Here is a 23,072-nt window from a genome sequence, read left to right as displayed (position 1 = left end):
GCCCACCCGCACTGTCGTGACTGCATGTCCGTCCGCCCTGCCCGAAGGAGTGGCCAAAGTAGCAGAGGGCGTCGCGCACAAACTCTTTTGTGCACGCCGCCATGGTGTGAGGCGCGCCTCATCAGCCAGTCTCGTCATACCCGCACACCGTGGTGCGGGCCCCCTTCGAGGAAGGATGCGCGTGACGGTCCCCACCGATCAGCAGCCCCTGCTCACGTTGACCGACATCGTCGTCCGCTTCGGCGGCGTCGTGGCCTTGGACGGCGTCCACCTGGACGTCCGCCCGGGAGAGGTCCACGGTGTCATCGGTCCCAACGGAGCGGGCAAGACGACCCTCTTCAACGTCGCCTGCGGGTTCGTCCCGCCCACCGAGGGCCGGATCCACTTCGCCGGAGAGGACGTCACGGGCTGGAAGCCGCACGACCTCATCGACCACGGTGTGGCGAGGTCGCTGCAGGGCCTGGGCCTCTTCGACCGGCTGAGCGTCGAGGACAACGTCCTCATCGGCGCTGACCGGCACGCCCGCACGGGCTTCGTCTCCTCCCTCCTGTCCGCCCCCCGGGCGACGCGCGACGAGGCGGCGCTCAAGGAGCGGGCCGTCGAGGTCCTCGACCGGCTGGACATCGCTCACCTCGGCGGCCGGGTCGTCGGCAGCCTGCCCTACCCCCTTCGCAAGCGGGTGGCCCTCGCCCGGGCCCTCGTGGCGGAGCCCCGGGTGCTCCTGCTCGACGAGCCCGCATCCGGCCTCTCCGAGACCGAGATGACCGAGCTCGGCGACATCATCCTCGACCTTTCTCGCGAGGTGTCCGTCCTCCTCGTCGAGCACCACATGGATCTCGTGATGCGCGTCTGTGGCCGCCTGACCGTCCTCGACTTCGGTCGGGTCATCGCTGCTGGCACCCCCGAGGAGATCAAGGAGAACCCGGTGGTCCTGGAGGCATACCTCGGCGCGGAGGTCGAGGACGCGCCCACCCGCACCCCCGGTGACGCGCAGGCGAGCGGGACGACGAAGGGAGCAGGACGTGCTTGAGCTCAAGGGTGTGACGAGCAGGTACGGGCCGGTCACCGCACTCCAGGACGTGGACCTGGTCGCGGGGGAGGGACGGGTCACCTCCGTCCTCGGCGCCAACGGCGCCGGCAAGACGACGCTGCTGCGGACCATCTCGGGCCTGCACCGCCCGGAGTCGGGCAAGGTGACCTTCGACGGCCAGGACATCACCCGCATGTCGGCCGACCGGATGACCCGCACCGGGCTCGCCCACGTCCCGGAAGGGCGTGGGGTGATCACCGAGCTGACGGTCCACGAAAACTTGCGCCTTGGGCTCCTCGGCCGGTCCAGGCACCGCGAACCCTTGTCGGTCTCGGACGTCGTCGACCTCTTCCCGATCCTCGGTGACCGCTCGCATGCGCTGGCCCACACCCTCTCCGGCGGTGAGCGACAGATGCTCGTCATCGCCCGAGCGCTGCTCGCCACGCCAAGGATGCTGCTGCTCGACGAGCCCAGCCTCGGCCTGGCACCTCGGATCAGCGCCCAGATCTTCGGGGTCATCCGGCAGCTGGTGGAGGAGCACGGCCTCTCGGTCCTGCTCGTCGAGCAGAACGCCCGCAGCGCCCTGTCCATCGCCGACGTCGGGATCGTGCTCGGCCTCGGCAAGGTCATCGCCTGCGATGACGCAGAGGTCCTCAGCGCCGACGAGAACCTGCGCCACGCCTACCTGGGCTACTGACAAGGAGACCCCGTGCAACTCATCAACACCCTCTTGGGGGGCTTCTCGGTCGGCATGATCTACGCCGCCTTCGCCCTGGCCCTCGTGCTCATCTGGCAGTCGACCCGGATCGTCAACTTCGCGCAGGCCCCGATGGCGATGATCACGACCTTCATCGCCCTCAAGGTCATCGAGTCGGGCGCGAGCTACTGGATCGGGTTCACCGTCGCGCTCGTGGCCGGCCTCGTCCTCGGGGCCCTCGTCGAGCGCCTCGTGATCCGGTACGTCGACCACGACAACCACATCAACCCGGTGATCCTCACGCTCGGCCTCTTCATCGTGCTCCACGCGCTGGCCGCGATCGTCTTCGGCAGCAGCTTTCGCTCCTTCCCCGCGGCCTTCGACCTCACCGGCATCAAGGTCGGAGGGGAGACCCTGGCCCTCACTCCCTTCAGCATCTTCACGATCCTCGTCGTCGTCGCCGTCATGGCAGCGCTGCGGCTGCTCTTCATGAAGACCGACCTCGGTCTGACGATGCGCGCGACAGCCTTCAACCGAGAGGTGGCCAGCGTCCTCGGGGTGAAGGTCAACCGCGCCCTGACGCTCGGCTGGGCGCTCGCCGCCCTCGTCGGCTCCCTCTCGGGTCTGCTCATCGCCGGAGGCGGCCTGGTCCACCCGGCCTACATGGACGGCGTGGTCGTCTACGGCTTCGTCGCCGCAGTGCTCGGCGGCCTCGACAGCCCGGCGGGCGCGGTCGTCGGCGGGCTGGTCATGGGCATCGTGCTGGCCCTCGTGAGCGGCTACCTCGGCTCCGGACTCGTCCCGCTCGCCGCACTCATCGTCCTCGTCGTCGTCCTCCTCGTGCGACCGGGCGGCCTGTTCTCCACCACGAAGGAAAGGACGGTCTGATGCGCCGGATCGTCAGTTCCCCCATGCTGCGTCGCGGTCTGGCCGCGATCGCGCTGCTCATCGTCTCGGTCTTCCTGATCGACATGCTCTCCGACTACCGGCAGAGCCAGGTGTCATCCGTCGCCTACCTCGCGATCGCTGCAGGCGGGCTGAGCGTGCTCATCGGGCTCAACGGCCAGCTCTCGCTGGGGCACGGCGCCTTCATGGCGATCGGCGCCTACACCGTGGCCAAGATGCTCCAGGACGGCAAGGAGGCGCCGATGCTCGTGCTCCTCGTTGCCGCGGTCATCGTGACCGCCCTCGTCGGGGCCATCGTCGCTGTCGCAGCGGCCCGCCTGCAGGGGCCCTATGTCGCAGGCGCCACCCTGGCGCTGGCCGTCGCGGTGCCGGCCCTTGCCGTCCACTTCAGGGATGCCCTCGGCGGTGAGCCCGGTCTGCGCGTGAGCAGCCCGGACGTGCCGACGTCCATCGACGATGCACTCTTCTTCCTCACCGGCACGGAGACCGGCACCTCGCAGTGGTTGGCAACAGTCTCCGTCGCCTGCCTGGTCGTCACCTTCCTCCTGCTGCGCAACCTGTCGCAGTCACGGGTGGGTCGGCAGTGGCGGGCCGTGCGCGATGACCCGGTCGCTGCGCAGCTCGCGGGGATCAACCTCGGACGCAGCCGCATCGTCTGCTTCATCGTGAGTGCAGCGTGCGCCGGTCTCGCCGGTGGTCTCATGGCCATGGTGACCCGGGTCGCCGCGCCGAGCGGCTTCACGCTCATCCTGTCGCTCACCCTGCTCATGGCAGTCGTGCTCGGCGGTCTGGGCACCCTCACGGGCGCGCTCATCGGCGCCGCGCTGCTCACCCTGCTGCCCACCTACGTCACCAATGCCGGGTCGAGCCTGGGTCTGTCGGACCTCCAGTCCGCAGAACTCGCCCCCCTCGTGCTCGGCCTGACCACCATCGCCGTCGTCCTCCTGGCTCCAGCGGGACTCGTCGGATCCATCGCACCGGCCCTGCGCCGACTGCGGACCCCCTCAACGGACACCAGCGTCACCACCACCATCACCAGAGGAGAACAATCATGAGCAGGAATCACCTGCGGGCAGCTCTCGCCGCCAGCACGGCCGCGGTCGTGCTGGCCGGCTGCGGAGCCGGAGGGCGAGACGCGAGCTCGGGAGGGGACAGTGAGGGTGGTGACACCACCGGGGTCACCGACACGACGATCTCCGTCGGCACCCACCAGCCCCTGACAGGCGTGGCTGCTCCCGGCTACTCCGAGATCAACACCGGCATGAAGGCCTACTTCGACTACGTCAACGAGGCGGGCGGCATCCATGGCCGCAAGCTCGAGCTGACCGTCAAGGACGATGGCTACAACCCGACCAACACCTCCAAGGTCGTCGACGAGCTCGTCCTCAAGGACAACGTCTTCGCGATCCTCGGTGGCCTCGGTACCCCGACGCACACCGCCGTCGTCGACTTCCTCAACAAGGAAGAGGTCCCCGACCTCTTCGTCTCCTCCGGCGCCCAGCTGTGGGGCAACGACCCCGAGGCTCGTCCGTGGACCTTCGGCTGGCAGCCGGACTACGAGATCGAGGGCAAGATCATGGGCCAGTGGATCAAGGAGAACAAGCCCAACGCCAAGGTCGGTCTCTTCCTCCAGGGTGACGAGCTGGGCGGGGACGGCGAGAAGGGCCTGCGTCAGTACGTCGACGACCAGATCGTCGAGCGGGTCGAGTACGCCTCCGGCAACACCGACATCGGTCCCCAGATCTCCAAGCTCAAGGCCTCGGGTGCCGACCTCGTCGTCGGCTTCAACACCCCGAGCTACACCGCGCTGAGCCAGCTGACGTCCATGAAGCTCGGCTACGACCCGACGTGGATCTACACCAATGTCGGCTCGGACCCGAAGCTCGCGGGAGAGCTGCTCTCCACCTTCTCCAAGGGCAAGGTCAAGGGCGGCGGTGCCCTCGACGGAGCCATGACGACCGAGTACATCCCCGGCGTGGGCGAGGAGAGCCCATGGGTCGACCTCTGGGAGAAGGTCTGGAAGGAGCAGGGTGGCAAGGGTGAGCTGACGAACTACCGCGTCTACGGCATGTCCCAGGCCTACCTCTTCGCCTCTGCGCTCCAGGCGTCCGGCAAGGACCTCACTCGTGAGCGCATCGTCGACGTCATCGAGAAGGACGCCAAGAACTGGCCCGGTCCGAACCTGGCACCCTTCCGCTACTCCGCCGACAGCCACCTGGGCATCTCCGGGATGCGGATGGCCGAGATCAAGGGGCTGAAGACGACCCCTCTCACCGACGTGCTCGTCACCGACATCGGTGATGCCGAGATCACCAAGGACGAGACCGACGTCGCCGCGGTCGCGCCCCCGAAGGACGGCCTGCCCGATGTCGAGGTGCTCAAGTGAGTGCCTGATCGCAGAACGACGACGGCGGGTGCCCTGCGGGGTACCCGCCGTCGTCGTGCGGGGGCTCTGATCGATGGGATTTCTTCCTTCGTCCCACCCGGCCGTAGGATGGAGGGCACATCCAGTCTGTCTGGATGAATTCGCGTGTTCCGCACCGGATGACGAGATCTCTCTGAATCCGGGGCACACCACGGCAGTCCCGGCCCTCGGCCGGGCGGGGTGGGCCGGGACACCAGGAGACAACTGACAACCCTTCGACGAGAGGACTTCGGCATGGCCGTCGTCACCATGCGCCAGCTCCTTGAGAGCGGCGTCCACTTCGGGCACCAGACCCGACGCTGGAACCCCAAGATGAAGCGCTTCATCATGACCGAGCGCAACGGCATCTACATCATCGACCTGCGCCAGTCGCTGACCTACATCAACGACGCCTACGAGTTCGTCAAGCAGACGGTCTCCCACGGCGGCACGATCCTGTTCGTCGGCACCAAGAAGCAGGCCCAGGAGCCCATCGCCGAGCAGGCGACGCGCGTCGGGATGCCCTACGTCAACCACCGCTGGCTTGGTGGCATGCTCACCAACTTCCAGACGATCTCCAAGCGCCTCACGCGCCTGAAGGAGCTCGAGGAGCTGGACTTCGACACCGTCGCCGGCTCGGGCTACACGAAGAAGGAGCTCCTCATCCTTCGTCGTGAGCGCGACAAGCTGCACAAGACGCTCGGTGGCATCCGCAACATGGCCAAGGTTCCCTCGGCCGTGTGGATCGTCGACACCAAGAAGGAGCACCTCGCGGTGGACGAGGCCCGCAAGCTGGGGCTGCCCGTCATCGCGATCCTCGACACCAACTGCGACCCCGACGAGGTCGACTACAAGATCCCCGGCAACGACGACGCGATCCGTTCCGTCACGCTGCTGACCCGGGTCGTCGCTGACGCGGTTGCCGATGGTCTGATGTCCCGCGGTGGCGGCAACGCCAACGCCGGTGCGTCCGCCGAGTCCGAGCCGATGGCCGAGTGGGAGCGCGAGCTCCTGGCCGGCGAGGGCGAGACCCCCGCCGCGACCGAGGCCCCCGCCGAGGCGGCTGCGACCGAGGCTCCGGCCGAGGCCGCTGCACCCGTGGAGGCTCCCGCCGCGACCGAGGCTCCGGCCGAGGCCGCTGCACCCGTCGAGGCTCCCGCCGCGACCGAGGCTGCCGCCGAGGCTGCTGCCGCCGAGGCCACCCCGGAGGCTCCGGCCGCCGAGGCCACGCCCGAGGCCTGAGCGACACCTCAACTGACCACCGTCACACCTCACGAAGGAGAACGGGACACACATGGCGAAGAACTACACCGCCGCTGACATCAAGGAGCTGCGCGAGCGCACCGGCGCCGGCATGCTCGACGTGAAGAAGGCTCTTGACGAGTCCGACGGCGACAAGTCGAAGGCTCAGGAGCTCCTGCGCATCAAGGGCCTCAAGGGTGTGACCAAGCGCGAGGGCCGGACGGCCTCCAACGGGCTTGTCGTGGCCGAGGCCGGAAACGGCGTGGGCACTCTCGTCGAGGTTCTCTGCGAGACCGACTTCGTCGCCAAGGGCGCGAAGTTCGGCGCCCTCGCGGACGAAGTCCTCGCTGCGGCCGTCGAGGCCAAGGCCACCGACGCGGACAGCCTCCTGGCTGCCCCCGCTGGCGGGGCCACCGTCAAGGAGCTCCTTGACGAGGCCAACGCCACCATCGGCGAGAAGATCGAGGTCAAGCGGGTTGCCCGCGTCGAGGCCCCGGTGGTCTCGGCCTACCTGCACAAGACCAGCCCGGACCTGCCGGCCCAGATCGGTGTCCTCCTGGGCACCGACGGTGGCGACGCACAGGTGGCCCGTGACGTCGCGATGCACATCGCGGCGTTCAGCCCCAACGTCCTCACCCGGGACGAGCTCGACGCCGACGTCGTCGCCAACGAGCGTCGGATCGCCGAGGAGACGGCCAAGGAGGAGGGCAAGCCCGAGGCTGCCCTGCCCAAGATCGTCGAGGGTCGCGTGCACGGCTTCTTCAAGGAGAACGTCCTGCTCGACCAGCCCTTCGCCAAGGACTCCAAGAAGTCCGTGGCCAAGGTCCTCGAGGAGGCCGGGGCGACTGCCACGCAGTTCGCCCGCTTCCGCGTCGGTTCCTGACCCACGCAGCACCCCACGAAGGGGGCCACACCCGATCTCGGGTGTGGCCCCCTTCGTCATGCACGCTCGGACTCAGGCGCTGGGAGGCAGTGCGCCGAGCACCGTCCGCACCAGCCACGCCAGGTGCTCGGCGACCTCGTGGGGTGAGCCCGTCGGATGCATGACCTGGGAGAGCGCGACGCGCACGATGACCTCGATGGTCGCGTCGATCCGGGGCTGCGGCAGCGGGAGGGCGAAGGGTGCGACGAGCCCCTGGACGGTGGCCGTCGCGAGCTCGAGGAGATGCTCGGGCCGGGTCGTGAGGAGTGGCAGCAGCTCGGTGTCGGCGCCGTGCGCTGCCCCAACGACACCGCGTACGAGGGCGCTCTCCTCGGCGCGCTCGAGGACGCGGGTGATGGACCGCTCGATCGCCGTGGGGACGTCCGGCGCCCCGTCGAAGCCCGTGACGACCTCGGCGAGGAAGCACTCGACCTCACGGATGACGAGGGCCTCGGCCAGCTCGGCCTTGGTCCCGACCTCGGTGTGCACCGTCTGTCGGCTGACGCCGACGACCGATGCGACCTTGCCCATCGACACCGCCGCCCAGCCACCCCCGAGCGAGATGCCTGCGGTGGCATCAAGGATCCGTTCACGAAGCGGGGAGTCGCTCATGTCGACTGCAGCACGAAGTCGAGCTTGTCCCGCACGCCGCAGTCCGGGCAGGTCCAGTCAGCGGGGATGTCCGCCCAAGCAGTGCCGGCGGCGAATCCTTCGTGCTCGTCCCCTGAGGCGACGAGGTACTCGTAGCCGCACCCCGGGCAGGCAGCGGCCGTGACGGCATCCGGAGCCTCGAGGTCGGGCATGGCCCGCGGTGCGACGGCGCAGGGGGCGGTCGAGTGCGTGGCGAGGATCCGATCCCGCTTGCGCGGATCGATGTTGGCGCGGCTGAGGTCGCCGTCGAAGTGCGCCGCGACGCGGGGGTCCATGACCCGGCGCCAGAGCGGTGGGACAAGGGCCAGCACGATCATGCCCGCGTACCCGGTGGGCAGCACGGGAGCGGACTCGTGGTCACGCAGTGCCTGGTACCGGCGGGTGGGGTTGGCGTGGTGGTCGCTGTGCCGCTGCAGGTGGTACAGGAAGACATTGGTCGCGATGTTGTTGGAGTTCCACGAGTGGCTCTGCAGGACGCGTTCGTAACGCTCCACGTCGCCGTGGTGGACCTTGGTGCGTCGCATCCCGTAGTGCTCGAGGTAGTTGACGACCTCGAGCAGGCTCAGGCCGACGATGCCCTGCAGGAGCAGGTAGGGCAGGACACCGAGGCCGAGCCAGAGCATCATCGCGACCCAGAGCGCGAGCGTCATCGCCCATGCGTTGAGCACGTCGTTGCTCGGGTGCAGCACCGGCTTGCCCCGTCGTCGCAGGCGGGTCGCCTCGAGTCGCCAGGCGTTGCGCAGGGAGCCGAAGACCGTCCGCGGCCAGAAGGCGTAGAAGCTCTCACCGAGGCGCGAGCTCGCCGGGTCCTCCGGCGTGGCCACCCGCACGTGGTGGCCACGGTTGTGCTCGATGTAGAAGTGGCCGTACCCGCTCTGGGCGAGCGCGACCTTGGACAGCCAGCGCTCGTGCTTGGGCCGCTTGTGGCCCAGCTCGTGGGCGGTGTTGATCGCGATGCCACCGACGCAGCCGATGGAGATCGAGGCCCCGATCCGCTCGATCGTCGACAGCTCGAAGGGGGTTCCCAGCTGACCCGGGAGATGGTCCAGCCAGGCGCCGAGCCCGAGGGCGTTCAGAGAGTCCGGCACCGGGTTGCCGCGGGTGACGAGGTACATCGCCGCGGCGAAACCGAGGTACTGGATGGGGATGTAGGCGTAGACGATCCAGCGGTAGTAGGGGTCGGCCTCGAGTGTCTTGACGGCCTCCGCGGGCGGGTTGGTCCGGTCGCGGCCGACGACCAGGTCGATGGCGGGGATGACGCCCAGGATGATGATCGGGCCGAGCCACAGCCACCACGACCAGCCCGTCAGGGCACGGCCGGCGAAGGCGACGAAGGCGAGCGACGGGACGACCAGGCCGATGAGCCACAGGTACCGCTTGCCGTCTCGCCAGATGGCCGGTTCGAGGGACGCTGCCGTCATGCCGTGCTCCTCATCGTCGAGGTTGTCCCTGCCGGACGGCGGGAACGGGTGCGGCCGACGGTAGTGACTCCGGGGTTACTTGACAACTGGAAGGCGAATGTCAAGCGCGGGAGTGGCCCATGTCAAGCCCGGGAGCGGGCGTGGAGGGTCATCGCGCCGTCTCGACCTGTGGAAGGATCGGGCGAACCCGCACACGACCCAGGGAGCACCACCGTGACCGACCAGAACACCCCCCAGGCCGACCGCAGGGTCCTCCTCAAGCTCTCGGGCGAAGCCTTCGGCGGCGGCAAGGTCGGGCTCAACCCCGACGTCGTCCGAGGCATTTCCGAGCAGATCGCGGTCGCCGTGGGCCAGGGCGTCCAGGTCGCCATCGTCGTCGGCGGCGGCAACTTCTTCCGCGGCGCGGAGCTGCAGGAGCAGGGCATGGACCGCAGCCGAGCCGACTACATGGGCATGCTGGGGACCGTCATGAACTGTCTGGCGCTGCAGGACTTCCTCGAGCACGCCGGCGTCGACACCCGCGTGCAGACCGCCATCACCATGGGTCAGGTCGCTGAGGCCTACATCCCGCGCCGCGCCATCCGCCACCTCGAGAAGGGCCGGGTCGTCATCTTCGGTGCCGGGGCCGGCATGCCCTTCTTCTCCACCGACACGGTGAGTGCGCAGCGCGCCCTGGAGATCAAGTGCGACGAGGTGCTGATCGCCAAGAACGGGGTCGACGGTGTCTACGACTCCGACCCCAACACCAACCCTGACGCCGTCAAGCTCGAGCGCGTCACGTACGAGCAGGCCATCCAGCAGAACCTCAAGGTCGTCGATGCCGCCGCCTTCAGCCTCTGCCGCGAGAACCACCTCCCGATGCTCGTCTTCGGCATGGAGGGCGAGGGCAATGTGACCCGGGCGCTCCTCGGCGAGCCCATCGGCACCGTCGTGCACACCTGAGTGAGAGACTGACCGCAGACCACACGCGGCCCAGCCGCCCGCGAGGCCCCCTGGGCCGGACAAGGAGATCACGCACATGATCGAGGACGCACTGCTCGAGGCCGACGACAAGATGGAGAAGGCTGTCGACGTGGCCAAGGACAACTTCGCCGGCATCCGCACCGGGCGCGTCAACCCGGGCCTCTTCAGCAAGGTGACCGTCGACTACTACGGCTCGCCGACCCCGCTCCAGCAGCTGGCGTCCTTCCAGACGCCCGAGGCGCGGACCCTCCTGATCACTCCCTTCGACAAGTCCTCGATGACTGCGATCGAAGGCGCTCTGCGTGAGTCCGACCTCGGCGCCAACCCGAGCAATGACGGCACCGTCATCCGCCTGACGATGCCGGAGCTGACGGCCGAGCGTCGCAAGGAGTACATCAAGCTGGCGCACAACCAGGGTGAGGACGCCAAGGTCTCCATCCGCCACATCCGGCGGGCCGCCAAGGACACGATCGACAAGCTCGTGAAGGACGGCGAGGTCGGGGAGGACGACGGCAACCGGGGTGAGAAGGAGCTCGACGCGCTGACCAAGAAGTACGTGGACAACGTCGACGCCCTTCTCAAGGCCAAGGAAGCCGAGCTCTCCGAGGTCTGATGTGACCGAGCCCCAGCCCGCGACCCGACGCAGTATCAAGGCCGCCGCTCCAGCGCCTGCCGGGCCCTCGAGCCGAGCCGGCCGCAACCTCCCCGTCGCCATCGCCTCCGGGCTGGTGCTGGGGATCCTGGCGGCCGGCACGCTCGTCATCCACCCGGTGGCCTTCGCCGTCCTCATCTGCGTGGCGATGGTCGTGGCAGTGTGGGAGATGCGCCAGGCGCTTGCCGTGGGCGGGCTCTTCGCCCCCTTCGCGCCGGTCGCCATCGGTGCCGTCAGCATGATCGCCGCCGCCTACGTGCGCGGGGCGGAGGCCCTCGTCTTCGCAGCCGCGCTGACCCTCGTGGCCACGCTGATCTGGCGCGTGGCCGACGGGATGACGGGTGCCTTGCGTGATGTCGGTGCCGGCGCGCTGATCCTGTTGTACCCGTGCTTCCTCGCCGGGTTCGCCGCGTTGATGCTCGCCGAGCCCCAGGGCCAGTGGCGCATCTTCGTCTTCATCATCATCACGGTCTTCTCCGACATCGGGGGGTACGCCTTCGGCGTCGTGCTGGGCAAGCACCCGATGGCCCCCAAGCTGTCGCCGAAGAAGTCCTGGGAGGGTTTCGCCGGCTCGGTCGTCTCGTGCGCGGTGGTCGGTGCCATCGTCATCCCGCTGACCCTGGACGGCTCGTGGTGGCAGGGCGCAGTGCTCGGCGCACTGGTCGCGCCGGTGGCAACGATCGGCGATCTCATCGAGTCCAGCCTCAAGCGCAACCTCGGGATCAAGGACATGTCCAACATCATTCCGGGGCACGGCGGGCTCATGGATCGCCTCGACTCGCTCGTCATGGTCGTACCCCTGGTGTGGGTGGCCCTTCGCATCATTGCGCCGCACTGAGACAATGGACCCGATGACCGATCTGCCCACTCCCTCGACCACCCGTCCGGTGCCCGGCCAGCTGACGATGACCGCGCCGCGCCGCGGCAAGCCGCCGCGCCATCTTGCCGACCTCGACCTTGCCGGTCGGGTCGAGCTGGCCAAGGAGCTCGGCCTGCCGGGCTTCCGCGCCAAGCAGCTCTCGACGCACTACTTCACGCACCACACGGACGATCCCGAGCAGATGACCGATCTGCCCAAGGCCGCGCGCGAGGAGCTCGTCGCCGCGATGCTCCCGCGTCTGCTCACGCCGGTGCGCACGATCACCGCGGACCAGGGCGCGACGCTGAAGTCGGTGTGGCGCCTGCACGACGGCGCGCTCGTCGAGTCCGTCCTCATGCGCTATCCGCGCCGCGCGACCATCTGCATCTCCAGCCAGGCCGGCTGCGGGATGAACTGCCCCTTCTGCGCCACCGGTCAGGAGGGTCTGACTCGCAACATGTCGACGGCCGAGATCGTCGACCAGGTCGTCGCCGCCAACCGGATGCTCGCCGAGGCGAGCGATCTCGCTGCCCCCTCCGACGGTGGCGCCGAGCTCGGCGACGAGGCCGACGACGACGAAGGGGGGTCCCTCCCTTCGTCCGGTGGCCGGCGGGTCTCCAACGTCGTCTTCATGGGGATGGGGGAGGCCCTGGCCAACTACAAGGCCGCCATCGGCGCCATCCGGCGCATGGTCGACCCCTCGCCCGAGGGTCTGGGCATGAGCGCCCGGGGCATCACGATGTCCTCGGTCGGGCTCGTGACCGGGATCGACCGGCTCACCGAGGAGGGCATCCCGGTGACACTCGCCCTGTCCCTGCACGCCCCGGACGACGAGCTGCGCGACGAGCTGGTACCGATCAACACCCGCTTCAAGGTCGACGAGGCGATCGACGCTGCTCACCGGTACTACCTCAAGACCGGCCGCCGCGTCAGCATCGAGTACGCGATGATCCGCGACATCAACGACCAGGCTTGGCGTGCAGACCTGCTCGCCAAGAAGCTCCTCAAGCGTGGCAAGGGCTGGGTGCACATCAACCCGATCCCGCTCAACCCCACGCCGGGGTCGAAGTGGACCGCCTCGCGTCCCGGGGTCGAGCAGCAGTTCGTCGAGCGACTGCGCGCCCACGGCATCCCGACGACCGTGCGGGACACCCGTGGCAGCGACATCGACGGAGCCTGCGGACAGCTCGCGGCAGCCACCTCGGGCGCAGAGTGAGCGCACTCGTGGACCGCGGCCTCGGCCGCGAGGTCGTCCTGACCCTCAGCGGCCCGGACCGTCGCGGCATCGTGCATGCCGTCACCGGTGCGATGGTCGGTCTGGGGCTCAACATCCTCGACAGCCAGCAGTTCGGTGACTCCTCCACCGGAGAGTTCCACCTGCGCATGCACCTGCAGGGGGAGTCGGACCTCGACGGGGGTGCCCTGGAGGCAGAGCGGGCACGTCTGGCCGCGGAGCTCGGCGCCGATGTCAGCATCCACGACCCGCACGAGCCGCACCGCCTGCTGGTCATGGTCAGCCGTCAGGGGCATGTCCTCAACGACCTGCTCTTCCGCGTGCGCACCGGTCAGCTCAATGTCGTCGTGCCCGCGGTGGTCTCCAACCACGAGGACTTCCGGGCCGAGGTCGAGTGGCACGGCATCCCCTTCCACCACGTCCCGGTGACTCGGGCGACCAAGCCGCAGGCCGAGGCCGCGCTGCGCGAGATCATCGAGGCCGAGCAGGTCGAGACGGTCGTGCTGGCCCGCTACATGCAGGTGCTCTCCGAGGGCCTGTGCGCGGACTTCCCCGGCCGGATCATCAACATCCACCACTCGCTCCTGCCCTCCTTCAAGGGCGCCCGCCCCTACTCCCAGGCGCACGAGCGCGGGGTCAAGGTCATCGGTGCCACGGCGCACTACGTGACCTCCGACCTGGACGAGGGGCCGATCATCGAGCAGGACTTCCGTCGCGTCGATCACCGGATGAGCCCGGCCCAGCTGGCGGCCACCGGCGCCGAGCTCGAGGCCATGGCCTTTGCCCGCGCCCTGCGCTGGCATGTCGAGCGTCGGGTCGTCCTGCGCGGTCGGCGCACGATCGTCTTCGACTGACCGACGACGAGGTGCTCGACCTCCTCGTTCGAGGTGTACGCGCGGGCCTTTCGTCCGCGTGTTGACCTCCAACCATCAGGGGGAGGGCGTGGGTGGATGGGGACTCGCCGAGCAATCATCGGCGCGTTCACCTCCACCGGGCGAAGGGGGGAGTCAGCGCAGGACGATCTCGGCGGCCTCCTGCGGCGTGGCGACGAGGTGCAGCACCTCGCCGAGCGGGCGGCCGGCGCCGAGGGCGCGCAGCGCGGGCCAGACCGGCACCGTCTCGGTCCAGTGCTCGAGGTCGACGAGCACGAGCGGCGGGATGGGCTGGTCGTCGGGCGCGTAGTACAGCGGGGTGGCGGCCTGGAAGATCTCCTGCACGGTCCCGGCAGCGCCCGGCAGCACGACGAGACCACCGGTGCTCTGCGCGAGCAGGACGTCCTCACGCAGGGCATTGGAGAAGTACTTCGCGATCCCGTCGCAGAAGACATTGGGCGGCTCATGGCCGTAGAACCACGTGGGGATGCCGAAGCTGCGCGCTCCACCCTCCGCCACGGCGAGGTCCTCGCGCACAGACAGCGCCAGGCCGGCCCACTCGTCGATCGAGGGGCGGAAGCTCGGCACCTCCGCCAGCCGGACCAGCGCGGACTCGACGGCCGCGGGGGTGGCGGCGAGAGCGCCGAGATTGGCGGCCTCCATGGCACCGGGCCCGCCTCCGGTGAGGACCGCGCGACCGCCCGCAGCAAGGGCATGGCCCAGGCGCGCGGCGTCGGTGTAGTCGCTGCTGCCGCGCGCCAGTGCGTGCCCGCCCATCACGCCCACGACCTCGCGCCCGTGCAGTGCCTCGATGAGCGCGTCGTGCACGGCGTCGTCGTGGGCCGCCCGCAGCAGGGTGGCGTAGGCATCGTGCTGCGTCCGGGTCTCGCGACTCCACGCGTAGGCCCGTGCGTCGACAGTGCTCGGATAGCCCTCGGACTGCATGCCCCCGTAGAGGTCGAAGGGGGAGTACAGCGTGGCGCGGAAGGGCTCGACCGGGCAGGTCGGGTCGGTGGGAATGAGTACCGCTCCGCGGGAGACGAGGTCGCGAGCCACGTCCTCGGGGACCCGCCCGCCGAGGACGACGAGCCCACGCACGTCGGCCCGGGCCAGGGTCTGCGCGTGCGGCTCGAGGTCGATGCCCTGCAGTCGCCACCCGGTGAGCGAGGCGCTGGCATCCGTGAGGGCCTGCAGCGCCTCGGCGTCGTGGACCTCGCGGTAGTCGGGGTCGTGCATCGAGCGTCCCAACGGGTCGCGCACCGGATGCCTGCGAGTCTCCCTGTCGCTCATCCGCCCAACTTAACTTCTCCCCCCTTCGCACGGCCTCAAGGAGATGCGGCGTGGGATGCGCACGATCTCAAGGAGGTGCGAAGGGGGAGGGCCGGGTCAGAGGTGGTTCTCGGCTTCGGTGAGCACCGAGCGCAGGCGCGACTCGATGTCGTCGAACTCCGGTTGGCCGATCGTCAGCGGGGGAGCCAGCTGCACCACCGGGTCGCCCCGGTCGTCGGCACGGCAGTACAGGCCGGCGTCGAAGAGCGCCTTGGACAGGAAGCCGCGGAGCATCGACTCGGACTCGGCCTCGGTGAAGGTCTCCCGGGTCGCCTTGTCCTTGACCAGCTCGATCCCGTAGAAGTAGCCCTCGCCACGCACATCCCCGACCAGGGGCAGGTCGAGCAGCCGCTCGAGGGTGGCGCGGAACTTCGGCGCGTTCTCCTTCACGTGGTCGTTCAGACCCTCACGCTCGAAGATGTCGAGGTTGGCCAGGGCGACGGCGGAGCTGACCGGGTGGCCGCCGAAGGTGTAGCCGTGCAGGAAGGACGTGGTGTCCTTCTTGTACGGCTCGAAGAGCCGGTCGCTGGCGATCATCGCGCCGATGGGGGAGTAGCCGGAGGTCATCCCCTTCGCGCAGGTGATGATGTCGGGCACGTAGCCGAAGTCGGTGCAGGCGAACATCGAGCCGATCCGGCCGAAGGCGCAGATCACCTCGTCGGAGACGAGCAGCACGTCGTACTCGTCGCAGATCTCGCGCACCCGCTCGAAGTACCCCGGCGGCGGGGGGAAGCAACCGCCGGAGTTTTGCACCGGCTCGAGGAAGACGGCGGCGACGGTCTCGGGACCCTCGAACTCGATCGCCTCACCGATCCGGTCGGCAGCCCAGCGACCGAAGGCCTTGGGGTCGTCGCGCAGGTCCTCGGACGCGCGGTAGATGTTGGTGTTGGGCACCTTGTGCGCTCCCGGGACGAGCGGCTCGAAGTCGGCCTTCATCCCCGGGATCCCGGTGATCGACAGGGCGCCGTGGGGCGTGCCGTGGTAGGCGACGGACCGGGAGATGACCTTGGTCTTGTGCGGCTTGCCGGTCAGCTTGAAGTACTGCTTGGCCAGCTTCCACGCGGACTCCACCGCCTCGCCACCGCCGGTGGTGAAGAAGACGCGGTTGAGGTCGCCCGGTGCGCCCTTGGCGAGGCGCTCGGCAAGCTCGATCGCCGCCGGGTGGGCGTAGGACCACAGCGGGAAGAAGGCCAGCTTCTCGGCCTGCTTGAGCGCTGCCTCGGCCAGCTCGGTGCGGCCGTGACCCGCCTGGACGACGAAGAGGCCGGACAGGCCGTCGATGTACTCGCGGCCCGCGGAGTCCCAGATCTTGTGGCCCTCACCGCGGACGATGATCGGGACCTTGCCGCCCTCCTCGTAGACCGAGTGGCGGGTGAAGTGCATCCACAGGTGGTCCCGGGCGGCATCCTCCAAGGTGGTCCCGAAGGAGGTGGTGGTCGGCTGGTCGGTCATCTGGTCCCCCAGTTGTAGTGCTGCTTGTTGAGCTTGAGATAGACGAAGGTCTCGGTGGAGCGCACACCCGGCAGGGTGCGGATGCGTCCGGTGAGCAGGGCGAGCAGCTCGTCGTCGTCCTCGCAGACGATCTCGGCGAGCAGGTCGAAGCTGCCGGCGGTGGTGACGACATAGGACACCTGGGACATGGCGGCGAGCGCGTCGCCCACGGGACGGAGGTCACCGTCGACGGAGATGCCGATCATGGCCTGACGGTGGAAGCCCACCTGGAGCGGGTCGGTGACGGCGACGATCTGCATGACCTCGGCGTCGAGGAGGCGTTGTACGCGCTGTCGCACTGCTGCCTCCGAGAGGCCGACGGCGCGCGCGATCGTCGCATAGGACTGGCGTCCGTCCTCCTGGAGGTGCTCGATGATCTGCTTGCTCATCGCGTCGAGCTGGACCGGGGCGGACATGCTGCCATCGTGGACCCATCCAGTGCGCTTGGCAAACCGAGAGCGACGGAATCCGTCTTAACGCCCGTTCATGACTGTTGTTTTCACATGTTTGCCGCGTTGGGGCTGTCGATATCGCCATCAGCCGACTATGGTCGGGGTCACATTCCCGATCGGAAGGACCCCTCACGTGACCCAGCCACGGACCCTGCGCAACTTCATCGGCGGCGAGTACGTCGACGCCTCGGGCGATGCGAGCATCGAGCTGGTCAACCCGGCGACCGGCAAGGTCGTGGCCAACGCGCCCGTCTCCCTCCAGGAGGACGTGGACGCGGCCTACGCGAGCGCGGAGGCCGGGTTCGCCGAGTGGGGCGAGACGACTCCGGGGGAGCGGCAGCACGCGATGCTCAAGTTCGCCGACGCCCTCGAGGCCCGCGCCGAGGACCTCATCCGGATCGAAGGGGAGAACACCGGTAAGCCGCACGCCCTCACCGCCTCCGAGGAGGTCCCGGTGATGTGCGACCAGCTGCGGTTCTTCGCCGGTGCCGCCCGGGTGCTCGAGGGGCGTGCCTCTGCGGAGTACATGAAGGGCCACACGAGCTGGGTGCGCCGCGAGCCGATCGGTGTCGTCGGCCAGGTGACCCCGTGGAACTACCCGATGATGATGGCCGCCTGGAAGATCGGTCCGGCCCTGGCTGCCGGCAACTCGATCGTCCTCAAGCCGAGCGACACCACCCCCGAGACCACCCTGCTCATGGCCGAGATCGCCAGCGAGTTCCTGCCGGCCGGCACCTTCAACGTCATCACCGGAGACCGCGACACCGGCCGCATGCTCGTCGAGCACGACACCCCCGCGCTCGTCGCGATCACCGGGTCGGTGCGCGCGGGCGTCGAGGTCGCCGCCTCGGCGGCCAAGAACCTCAAGCGTGCCCACCTCGAGCTCGGTGGCAAGGCCCCCGTCGTCGTCTTCGACGACGCCGACATCGAGGCGGCCGTCGAGGGCATCGCCACCGCCGGCTACTTCAACGCCGGTCAGGACTGCACCGCCGCGACGCGGGTGCTCGCCGCGCCCGGTATCCACGACGACTTCGTCGCGGCGCTGGCGGAGTACGCCCGCGACCACGCCAAGGTCGGCATGCCCGACGACGACGACGCGCTCCTGGGCCCGGTCAACAACCGCGACCAGCTGGCCAAGGTCGCCGGCTTCATCGACCGCCTGCCCGACCACGCCAACCTCGCCCAGGGTGGCGAGCGGCTGACGGCCATGGGAGACGGGTTCTTCTACGCGCCGACCGTCGTCTCCGGCCTGCGCCAGGACGACGAGGCGATCCAGGACGAGATCTTCGGGCCCGTCATCACCGTGCAGCGCTTCACCGACGAGGAGGAGGCGCTCGCGTGGGCCAACGGCGTCGAGTACGGGCTCGCCTCCTCGGTCTGGACGAAGGACTTCGGACGGGCGATGCGCATGAGCAAGCGCCTGGACTTCGGTTGTGTCTGGATCAACACCCACATCCCGCTCGTCGCCGAGATGCCGCACGGTGGGTTCAAGAAGTCCGGCTACGGCAAGGACCTGTCGATGTACGGCTTCGAGGACTACACCCGCATCAAGCACGTCATGGCCAACATCGACAGCTGACCCTCGAGAGCGACACCCCCAACGGCAGCTCCGCCACCGCTCGACCCTGAAAAAAACCTGCATTGCCATAGGGCAATGCAAGAAAGCGTGCATTGCCCTATGGCAATGCACGCTCCTCAGCGGGTGGTGAGCAGCTTGCGCTCGGGGCTTGCGACCGGGGGCTGACCGGGCACGCGTGCCGACCATGCGGCCGTGAGCGGCTGGAGGTTGGTCACGCTCGGCTTCGGCAGGTCGAAGGGGTGGGTCCGCAGCCAGATCGCCGCGGGGACGGGCAGGGGCTGCGGGCGGTGCGCCGCGGGAGCGGCCCCAGGCTCGGGTCGCGACAGCCTCGGCAGTCGATGGCTCCACCCGAAGGGGAGGCCGCGTCGGGCGAGCGCGCGGTCGGCGTTGACGATGCAGCGCAGCACCAGACCGCCGGCCAGGAGCCCGGCGACGAGGTCGGTCGGCCAGTGGTACCCGAGGTAGAAGGCGACGACGATGGCGTTGAGCGCGATGAGCCCCACGAGCCAGGTCAACCGGCGACGCAGGCGGGTGTCGGGACCGGCGTAGGAGAGCACGAGATAGGCCGCGGCGCCGTAGATCAGGACGGCCTCGGCGGCGTGGCCGGACGGGTAGGCGATGCCGTACCAGCCGTGGGCGAAGGGGCCGCCCTCCCAGAAGCTGCCCTCACCGGCCGAGGGCGCGGTGCGGCCGAGCAGCACCTTCATGCCGCCGATGCCGCCGTAGAAACCGACCTCGGCCGCGACGACGATGGCCAGCGGGTGCCACGTGCGATGGCGCCAGGCGAGGAAGATCGCGACGCCCGCGAGGATGGGCAGGCAGACGGCCTGGCCGGCCACGGCATTGGGCACGGTGTCGAGGAAGAGCCACCAGTTGGGGGTGTAGTGCTTGGCCCAGTAGCCCTGGAACATCTCGTCGTACGGGCGAAGGGGGCCGGCAGCCAGCAGGGTGAACACGACGAGCGCACCGGCGAGTACCGGTGCGCTGGTGAGTCGAGGGAGACGGGCCACCCTTCAGGTGTAGAGGATCAGACTGGGAACTTCCTGTGCAAACCGCCGTTTGTGAGCAACGGCACAGGGTCAGCGCAGCTCTGCGCGGACCGCCTCGACGAAGCGATCGACATCGCTCTCGGTGGTGTCCCAGGCGCACATCCAGCGCACCTGACCGGTCGTCTCGTCCCAGAAGTAGAAGCGGAAGCTCTCCATGAGTCGTTCGCTGGACTCGCGCGGCAGGATCGGGAAGACGGCGTTGGCCTCGACCTCGTTGGGCAGTACCAGGCCTTCGACGCCGGCGACGCCATCCGCCAGGCGGCGGGCCATCGCATTGGCGTGCTGGGCGTTGCGCCGCCACAGGTCACCCTCGAAGAGCGCGAGCAGCTGCGCGGAGACGAAGCGCATCTTGCTCGCCAGCTGCATCGACTGCTTGCGCAGGAAGGTCGCTCCGTGGACCCGCTCGGGGGACAGGACGACGACGGCCTCCGCGAGCATGGCCCCACCCTTGGTCCCGCCGAGGGAGAGGATGTCGACGCCGGCGTCGGTGGTCAGCTCGCGCAGCTCGACTCCCAGTGCGGCCGCGGCGTTGGACAGGCGAGACCCGTCGAGGTGCAGCACCCAGCCGAGCTCGTGGACCAGATCGGCGATCGCCCGGATCTCGGCGGGCGTGTAGACGGTGCCGACCTCGGTGGAGTTGGTGATCGACACGACCCCGATCTGGGCGAAGTGCTCGTCCTCCACCCGGGCGGGGTACGCGCGGATGAGCTCGGGCGTCAGCTTGCCGTCAGGAGTGTCGATGACATTGACCTTGAAGCCGCCCACCCGCTCGGGGGCGGCCGCCTCGTCCACGTGGATGTGGGCGCTGCTCGTCGTGAGCACGGAGGCCCAGCGACTCGTGCAGGCCTGCAGCGCCAGCACATTGGCGCCCGTGCCGTTGAAGACCGGGAAGACCTCGACCGCGGTGCCGAAGACCTCAGCAAGGACCTCGGTCAGCCGTGCGGTGTAGACGTCCTCGCCGTACGCGACCTGGTGCCCGCCGTTGGCCGCGACGATCGCCGCCAGGACCTCGGGATGGATGCCGGCGTAGTTGTCGCTGGCGAAGCCCCGCGTCGCCGGGTCGTGTATGGGGGCGAAGGGGGAGGCCTGGGTGCTCGTGTCGGTCACGCGGAGATCCTCTCAACCTCGACGCGCTCCTCGGCCCGCGGGTCCCGCGTGCCGGTGATGCCGCGGGTGGACTCGATGACCGGCGCCAGCTTCTTGCGCAGCGCCTCGTAGAAGACGTTGAGCGGGAACTCGTCGGGCTGGGCGAGATCGGTCAGACCCTTGGGCGGGGCGTCGAGGGGGAGGTGCTCGGCCCCCTTCGCCCAGACCGAAGCCGGATGCGGCGCGACATATCGGGAGATGAAGCCGTGCGCCGCCATCCAGTGACCGACGCGGGAGCGGTCGATGCCCTCGCGGTAGAGCGTCTCGACCTCGTCGGACAGGGCGACGACCACGGCCGGGACCTGCGCCCAGTCGAAGGTCAGGGTGTTGTCGGTCCAACGCAGCGCGCCGTGCTTGTGCAGCCACGCGAAGAGCAGCTGCCCGCCCAGTCCGTCGTAGTTGCGCACCCGGTCGCCGGTCACAGGGAAACGGAAGAGGCGGTCGAAGAGGATCGCGAGCTGCACGGCCCGGGCGTAGGGGTGGCCCTCGGCGGCGAGCGTCACGCTCTGCCGGAAGGTGTTGAGGTCGCAGCGCAGCTCCTCCAGGGCGTACATCCAGAAGGGCATCCGCTGCTTGATCATGAAGGGGTCGAAGGGCAGGTCCCCGCGGCTGTGCGTGCGGTCGTGGATGAGGTCCCACATCGCGAAGGTCGCCTGCGCGACCTCCTGGGAGGCGACGAGACGCTCGCCCTCCGGCGGCAGGTCGAGACCCAGGACCTCGGCGGACGCGGCGGTCACGCGACGGAAGCGGGCCGCCTCACGGTCGCAGAAGATCGCGCCCCAGCTGAACTTCGGCACCTCGCGCACGGCGACCGTCTCGGGGAAGAGCACCGCGGAGTTGGTGTCGTAGCCGGGGGTGAAGTCGATGAAGCGCACCGGCAGGAACATCGGGTTGTCGTAGCGGGCCTCGACGTCGGCCAGCCACTGCGGCCACATGACGTCGAGGAGCACCGCCTCGAAGACCCGGTCGAGGTTGCCGTTCTGGGTGTACATCGGGAAGACGACGAGGTGCTCGGCCCCGTCGACGCGGTACTGGTCCGGACGGAAGGCCATGAGCGAGTCGAGGAAGTCGGGCACCGCGAAACCGCCGTCGACCCAGCGCTGCAGATCGACCGGCAGCGCGGCGAGGTAGTCGGCGTCGTGGGGGAAGCGCGGGGCCAGCCCGGCGATCCGCTCGATCATCGTCGCGACGAGGGCGGTGGCGCGCTCGCGGTCGGCGTCCTGGGCCAGGGAGCCGTCCTTGGTCTGCATCAGACGCAGCTCCTCGACGGCGGTCTTGAGAGCGAGCCAGGCGGGATCGTCAGCTGCGACAACGCTGCTCGCGTCGGCGACGCCGTCGGCAGCCGGGGTCCCGGTCTCGAGTGCCCGTGAGCCGTTGCCCGCCCACGTCACGAGGTTGACCCACAGCTCCTCGTGGTCCAGGTCGCCGATCGAGTCGTCGCCGACGAGGTCGGAGTCGGAGAGGACGACGACGCGGCCCCGCCCGTGCTCGACGGTGACGGCGAGCGGCTGGCCGGCAGGGTGGGCGCTCGCGGAGGTGCGCGCGAGGACGCGCGCGTCGGGCGCTCCTGAGATGTCGATCGTCCCCGCGCGGTAGAAGCACAGCTCGCCGATGCCGGCCATGACCCCCTGCCCGGGGCCGGTGGCGGTCTCGGCCAGGACCCAGGTCGCGTTGCCGAGGTGGCGGCGCCCGCCGTCGGCGCGCTCGTGGACGAGGGTGGAGACGATGCGCACGCCGAAGGGGGCCAGCACGTCGTTCACGTTGTTGCCGTGGGCGTCGTGGTCGCACTCGGCGAGGACGACCAGGCCACCCCCCTTCGCCACGTGGTCGGTGACCGCCTCGATCTCGGCGGGGGAGAGGACGGGGGGCAGGTCGCCGGCGACACGCTCGCTGGCGGCGGCCGCGGGGTGGGTGATGACGAGGACGTCTGCGACGTCCAGAGCCGCTGGCGTCAGCTCGCCGTCGGTGTGGGCCAGGACGTCCGTGCCGCGTTCGCGCAGGACCGCCGCGGCCCGCGCCAGGCTCGCGTCGCCCGGGTTGGCGGGGTTCATCCGCGCGGCGAGGTCGGCATCGATCGACCAGGCGCTGCTGTGGGCCTGGTCGAGGAGGACGCGGGCGAAGGGGGAGTTGACAGTCATCACGGTCTCCGGAGACATCTGCGGGAAGTTCATCA

21 protein-coding genes are annotated in these 23,072 nt (G+C 69.2%); 13 read left to right on the top strand and 8 right to left on the bottom strand.

Annotation, left to right across the window (positions count from 1 at the left end; all coding sequences use genetic code 11):
- The first annotated feature begins 181 nt into the window (after window positions 1-181).
- From ASG73_RS05930 to tsf, 7 genes are all read left to right on the top strand, one after another.
- Window positions 182-1,030 (top strand): ABC transporter ATP-binding protein, encoded by an 849-nt coding sequence (locus tag ASG73_RS05930; RefSeq protein ID WP_235499371.1) that lies wholly within the window; start codon window positions 182-184, stop codon window positions 1,028-1,030.
- The gene (locus tag ASG73_RS05925) at window positions 1,023-1,727 is read left to right on the top strand and encodes an ABC transporter ATP-binding protein (RefSeq protein WP_082567037.1); all 705 of its coding nucleotides are present in this window, start codon (window positions 1,023-1,025) and stop codon (window positions 1,725-1,727) included. Before ASG73_RS05930 ends, ASG73_RS05925 begins: the two co-directional genes overlap by 8 nt.
- Before the next feature lie 12 nt (window positions 1,728-1,739).
- Window positions 1,740-2,615, top strand: coding sequence for a branched-chain amino acid ABC transporter permease (locus ASG73_RS05920; protein ID WP_156466159.1), 876 nt, complete (start codon window positions 1,740-1,742; stop codon window positions 2,613-2,615).
- Window positions 2,615-3,688: a branched-chain amino acid ABC transporter permease gene (locus tag ASG73_RS05915; protein WP_055992252.1), complete on the top strand. Its 1,074-nt coding sequence runs from the start codon at window positions 2,615-2,617 to the stop codon at window positions 3,686-3,688. The genes ASG73_RS05920 and ASG73_RS05915 overlap by 1 nt, the downstream gene beginning before the upstream one ends.
- Window positions 3,685-5,019: an ABC transporter substrate-binding protein gene (locus ASG73_RS05910; protein WP_055992249.1), complete on the top strand. Its 1,335-nt coding sequence runs from the start codon at window positions 3,685-3,687 to the stop codon at window positions 5,017-5,019. Before ASG73_RS05915 ends, ASG73_RS05910 begins: the two co-directional genes overlap by 4 nt.
- A 273-nt stretch (window positions 5,020-5,292) precedes the next feature.
- Complete coding sequence (gene rpsB / locus ASG73_RS05905; protein WP_055992246.1) at window positions 5,293-6,279, top strand: 30S ribosomal protein S2; 987 nt, start codon at window positions 5,293-5,295, stop codon at window positions 6,277-6,279.
- A gap of 52 nt (window positions 6,280-6,331) precedes the next feature.
- A complete protein-coding gene (gene tsf, locus ASG73_RS05900; RefSeq protein ID WP_055992242.1) occupies window positions 6,332-7,162 on the top strand; it encodes a translation elongation factor Ts in 831 nt (276 codons plus the stop codon).
- A gap of 72 nt (window positions 7,163-7,234) precedes the next feature.
- Here tsf and ASG73_RS05895 read toward each other — a convergent pair whose 3' ends face one another.
- A complete protein-coding gene (locus ASG73_RS05895; RefSeq protein ID WP_055992239.1) occupies window positions 7,235-7,813 on the bottom strand; it encodes a TetR/AcrR family transcriptional regulator in 579 nt (192 codons plus the stop codon).
- Entirely contained in the window at window positions 7,810-9,273 is a 1,464-nt protein-coding gene (locus ASG73_RS18535) for a fatty acid desaturase (protein ID WP_055992236.1), read from the bottom strand. The genes ASG73_RS05895 and ASG73_RS18535 overlap by 4 nt, the downstream gene beginning before the upstream one ends.
- Window positions 9,274-9,486: 213 nt before the next feature.
- On the opposite strand from ASG73_RS18535, the gene pyrH reads away from it, so the two are divergent.
- From pyrH to purU, 5 genes are all read left to right on the top strand, one after another.
- Window positions 9,487-10,215: a UMP kinase gene (gene pyrH / locus ASG73_RS05885; protein ID WP_055992233.1), complete on the top strand. Its 729-nt coding sequence runs from the start codon at window positions 9,487-9,489 to the stop codon at window positions 10,213-10,215.
- A 76-nt stretch (window positions 10,216-10,291) separates the two neighbouring features.
- A complete protein-coding gene (gene frr, locus ASG73_RS05880; RefSeq protein WP_055992230.1) occupies window positions 10,292-10,849 on the top strand; it encodes a ribosome recycling factor in 558 nt (185 codons plus the stop codon).
- A gap of 1 nt (window position 10,850) precedes the next feature.
- The gene (locus tag ASG73_RS05875) at window positions 10,851-11,726 is read left to right on the top strand and encodes a phosphatidate cytidylyltransferase (protein ID WP_082567036.1); all 876 of its coding nucleotides are present in this window, start codon (window positions 10,851-10,853) and stop codon (window positions 11,724-11,726) included.
- Between the two features lie 13 nt (window positions 11,727-11,739).
- Window positions 11,740-12,963, top strand: a complete 1,224-nt coding sequence (rlmN, locus tag ASG73_RS05870; RefSeq protein WP_055992784.1) for a 23S rRNA (adenine(2503)-C(2))-methyltransferase RlmN — start codon at window positions 11,740-11,742, stop codon at window positions 12,961-12,963.
- Window positions 12,964-12,971: 8 nt separating this feature from the next.
- Window positions 12,972-13,835 carry a formyltetrahydrofolate deformylase gene (purU, locus tag ASG73_RS05865; RefSeq protein WP_235499370.1) on the top strand — a complete coding sequence of 288 codons (864 nt, stop codon included), beginning with the start codon at window positions 12,972-12,974 and terminating at the stop codon, window positions 13,833-13,835.
- A 153-nt stretch (window positions 13,836-13,988) separates the two neighbouring features.
- On the opposite strand, the gene ASG73_RS05860 is transcribed toward purU, so the two are convergent.
- The 3 genes from ASG73_RS05860 to ASG73_RS05850 form a co-directional block, all read right to left on the bottom strand.
- A complete protein-coding gene (locus tag ASG73_RS05860) occupies window positions 13,989-15,143 on the bottom strand; it encodes an LOG family protein (protein WP_156466157.1) in 1,155 nt (384 codons plus the stop codon).
- A 96-nt stretch (window positions 15,144-15,239) separates the two neighbouring features.
- Window positions 15,240-16,634 (bottom strand): aspartate aminotransferase family protein, encoded by a 1,395-nt coding sequence (locus ASG73_RS05855; RefSeq protein ID WP_055992222.1) that lies wholly within the window; start codon window positions 16,632-16,634, stop codon window positions 15,240-15,242.
- The gene (locus ASG73_RS05850) at window positions 16,631-17,089 is read right to left on the bottom strand and encodes an Lrp/AsnC family transcriptional regulator (RefSeq protein WP_055992219.1); all 459 of its coding nucleotides are present in this window, start codon (window positions 17,087-17,089) and stop codon (window positions 16,631-16,633) included. The genes ASG73_RS05855 and ASG73_RS05850 overlap by 4 nt, the downstream gene beginning before the upstream one ends.
- A gap of 169 nt (window positions 17,090-17,258) precedes the next feature.
- Between ASG73_RS05850 and ASG73_RS05845 the strand changes: the two genes are divergently transcribed.
- On the top strand, window positions 17,259-18,704 hold the full coding sequence (locus tag ASG73_RS05845) for a gamma-aminobutyraldehyde dehydrogenase (protein ID WP_055992216.1): 1,446 nt from the start codon (window positions 17,259-17,261) through the stop codon (window positions 18,702-18,704).
- Window positions 18,705-18,820: 116 nt separating this feature from the next.
- On the opposite strand, the gene ASG73_RS05840 is transcribed toward ASG73_RS05845, so the two are convergent.
- The 3 genes from ASG73_RS05840 to ASG73_RS18530 form a co-directional block, all read right to left on the bottom strand.
- Window positions 18,821-19,714 (bottom strand): phosphatase PAP2 family protein, encoded by an 894-nt coding sequence (locus tag ASG73_RS05840; protein WP_055992213.1) that lies wholly within the window; start codon window positions 19,712-19,714, stop codon window positions 18,821-18,823.
- A 69-nt stretch (window positions 19,715-19,783) separates the two neighbouring features.
- On the bottom strand, window positions 19,784-20,860 hold the full coding sequence (locus tag ASG73_RS05835; protein WP_055992210.1) for a threonine aldolase family protein: 1,077 nt from the start codon (window positions 20,858-20,860) through the stop codon (window positions 19,784-19,786).
- Complete coding sequence (locus ASG73_RS18530) at window positions 20,857-23,070, bottom strand: DUF6421 family protein (RefSeq protein WP_327077479.1); 2,214 nt, start codon at window positions 23,068-23,070, stop codon at window positions 20,857-20,859. The genes ASG73_RS05835 and ASG73_RS18530 overlap by 4 nt, the downstream gene beginning before the upstream one ends.
- Window positions 23,071-23,072 lie beyond the last annotated feature (2 nt).

Source organism: Janibacter sp. Soil728, assembly GCF_001428305.1.
Lineage (GTDB): Bacteria > Actinomycetota > Actinomycetes > Actinomycetales > Dermatophilaceae > Janibacter.
The sequence above is the reverse complement of the archived record's forward strand: the minus strand, read 5'-3'. Positions and strand labels throughout refer to the sequence as shown.

Bases quoted from the DNA above. Each gene is read 5' to 3' on its own strand.
- ASG73_RS05850 (WP_055992219.1), bottom strand. From the start codon at position 17,089: ATGTCCGCCCCGGTCCAGCTCGACGCGATGAGCAAGCAGATCATCGAG.
- tsf (WP_055992242.1), top strand. From the start codon at position 6,332: ATGGCGAAGAACTACACCGCCGCTGACATCAAGGAGCTGCGCGAGCGC.
- frr (WP_055992230.1), top strand. From the start codon at position 10,292: ATGATCGAGGACGCACTGCTCGAGGCCGACGACAAGATGGAGAAGGCT.
- ASG73_RS18535 (WP_055992236.1), bottom strand. From the start codon at position 9,273: ATGACGGCAGCGTCCCTCGAACCGGCCATCTGGCGAGACGGCAAGCGG.
- ASG73_RS05895 (WP_055992239.1), bottom strand. From the start codon at position 7,813: ATGAGCGACTCCCCGCTTCGTGAACGGATCCTTGATGCCACCGCAGGC.
- ASG73_RS05915 (WP_055992252.1), top strand. From the start codon at position 2,615: ATGCGCCGGATCGTCAGTTCCCCCATGCTGCGTCGCGGTCTGGCCGCG.
- ASG73_RS18530 (WP_327077479.1), bottom strand. From the start codon at position 23,070: ATGAACTTCCCGCAGATGTCTCCGGAGACCGTGATGACTGTCAACTCC.
- ASG73_RS05910 (WP_055992249.1), top strand. From the start codon at position 3,685: ATGAGCAGGAATCACCTGCGGGCAGCTCTCGCCGCCAGCACGGCCGCG.
- ASG73_RS05855 (WP_055992222.1), bottom strand. From the start codon at position 16,634: ATGACCGACCAGCCGACCACCACCTCCTTCGGGACCACCTTGGAGGAT.
- ASG73_RS05860 (WP_156466157.1), bottom strand. From the start codon at position 15,143: ATGAGCGACAGGGAGACTCGCAGGCATCCGGTGCGCGACCCGTTGGGA.
- rpsB (WP_055992246.1), top strand. From the start codon at position 5,293: ATGGCCGTCGTCACCATGCGCCAGCTCCTTGAGAGCGGCGTCCACTTC.
- rlmN (WP_055992784.1), top strand. From the start codon at position 11,740: ATGACCGATCTGCCCACTCCCTCGACCACCCGTCCGGTGCCCGGCCAG.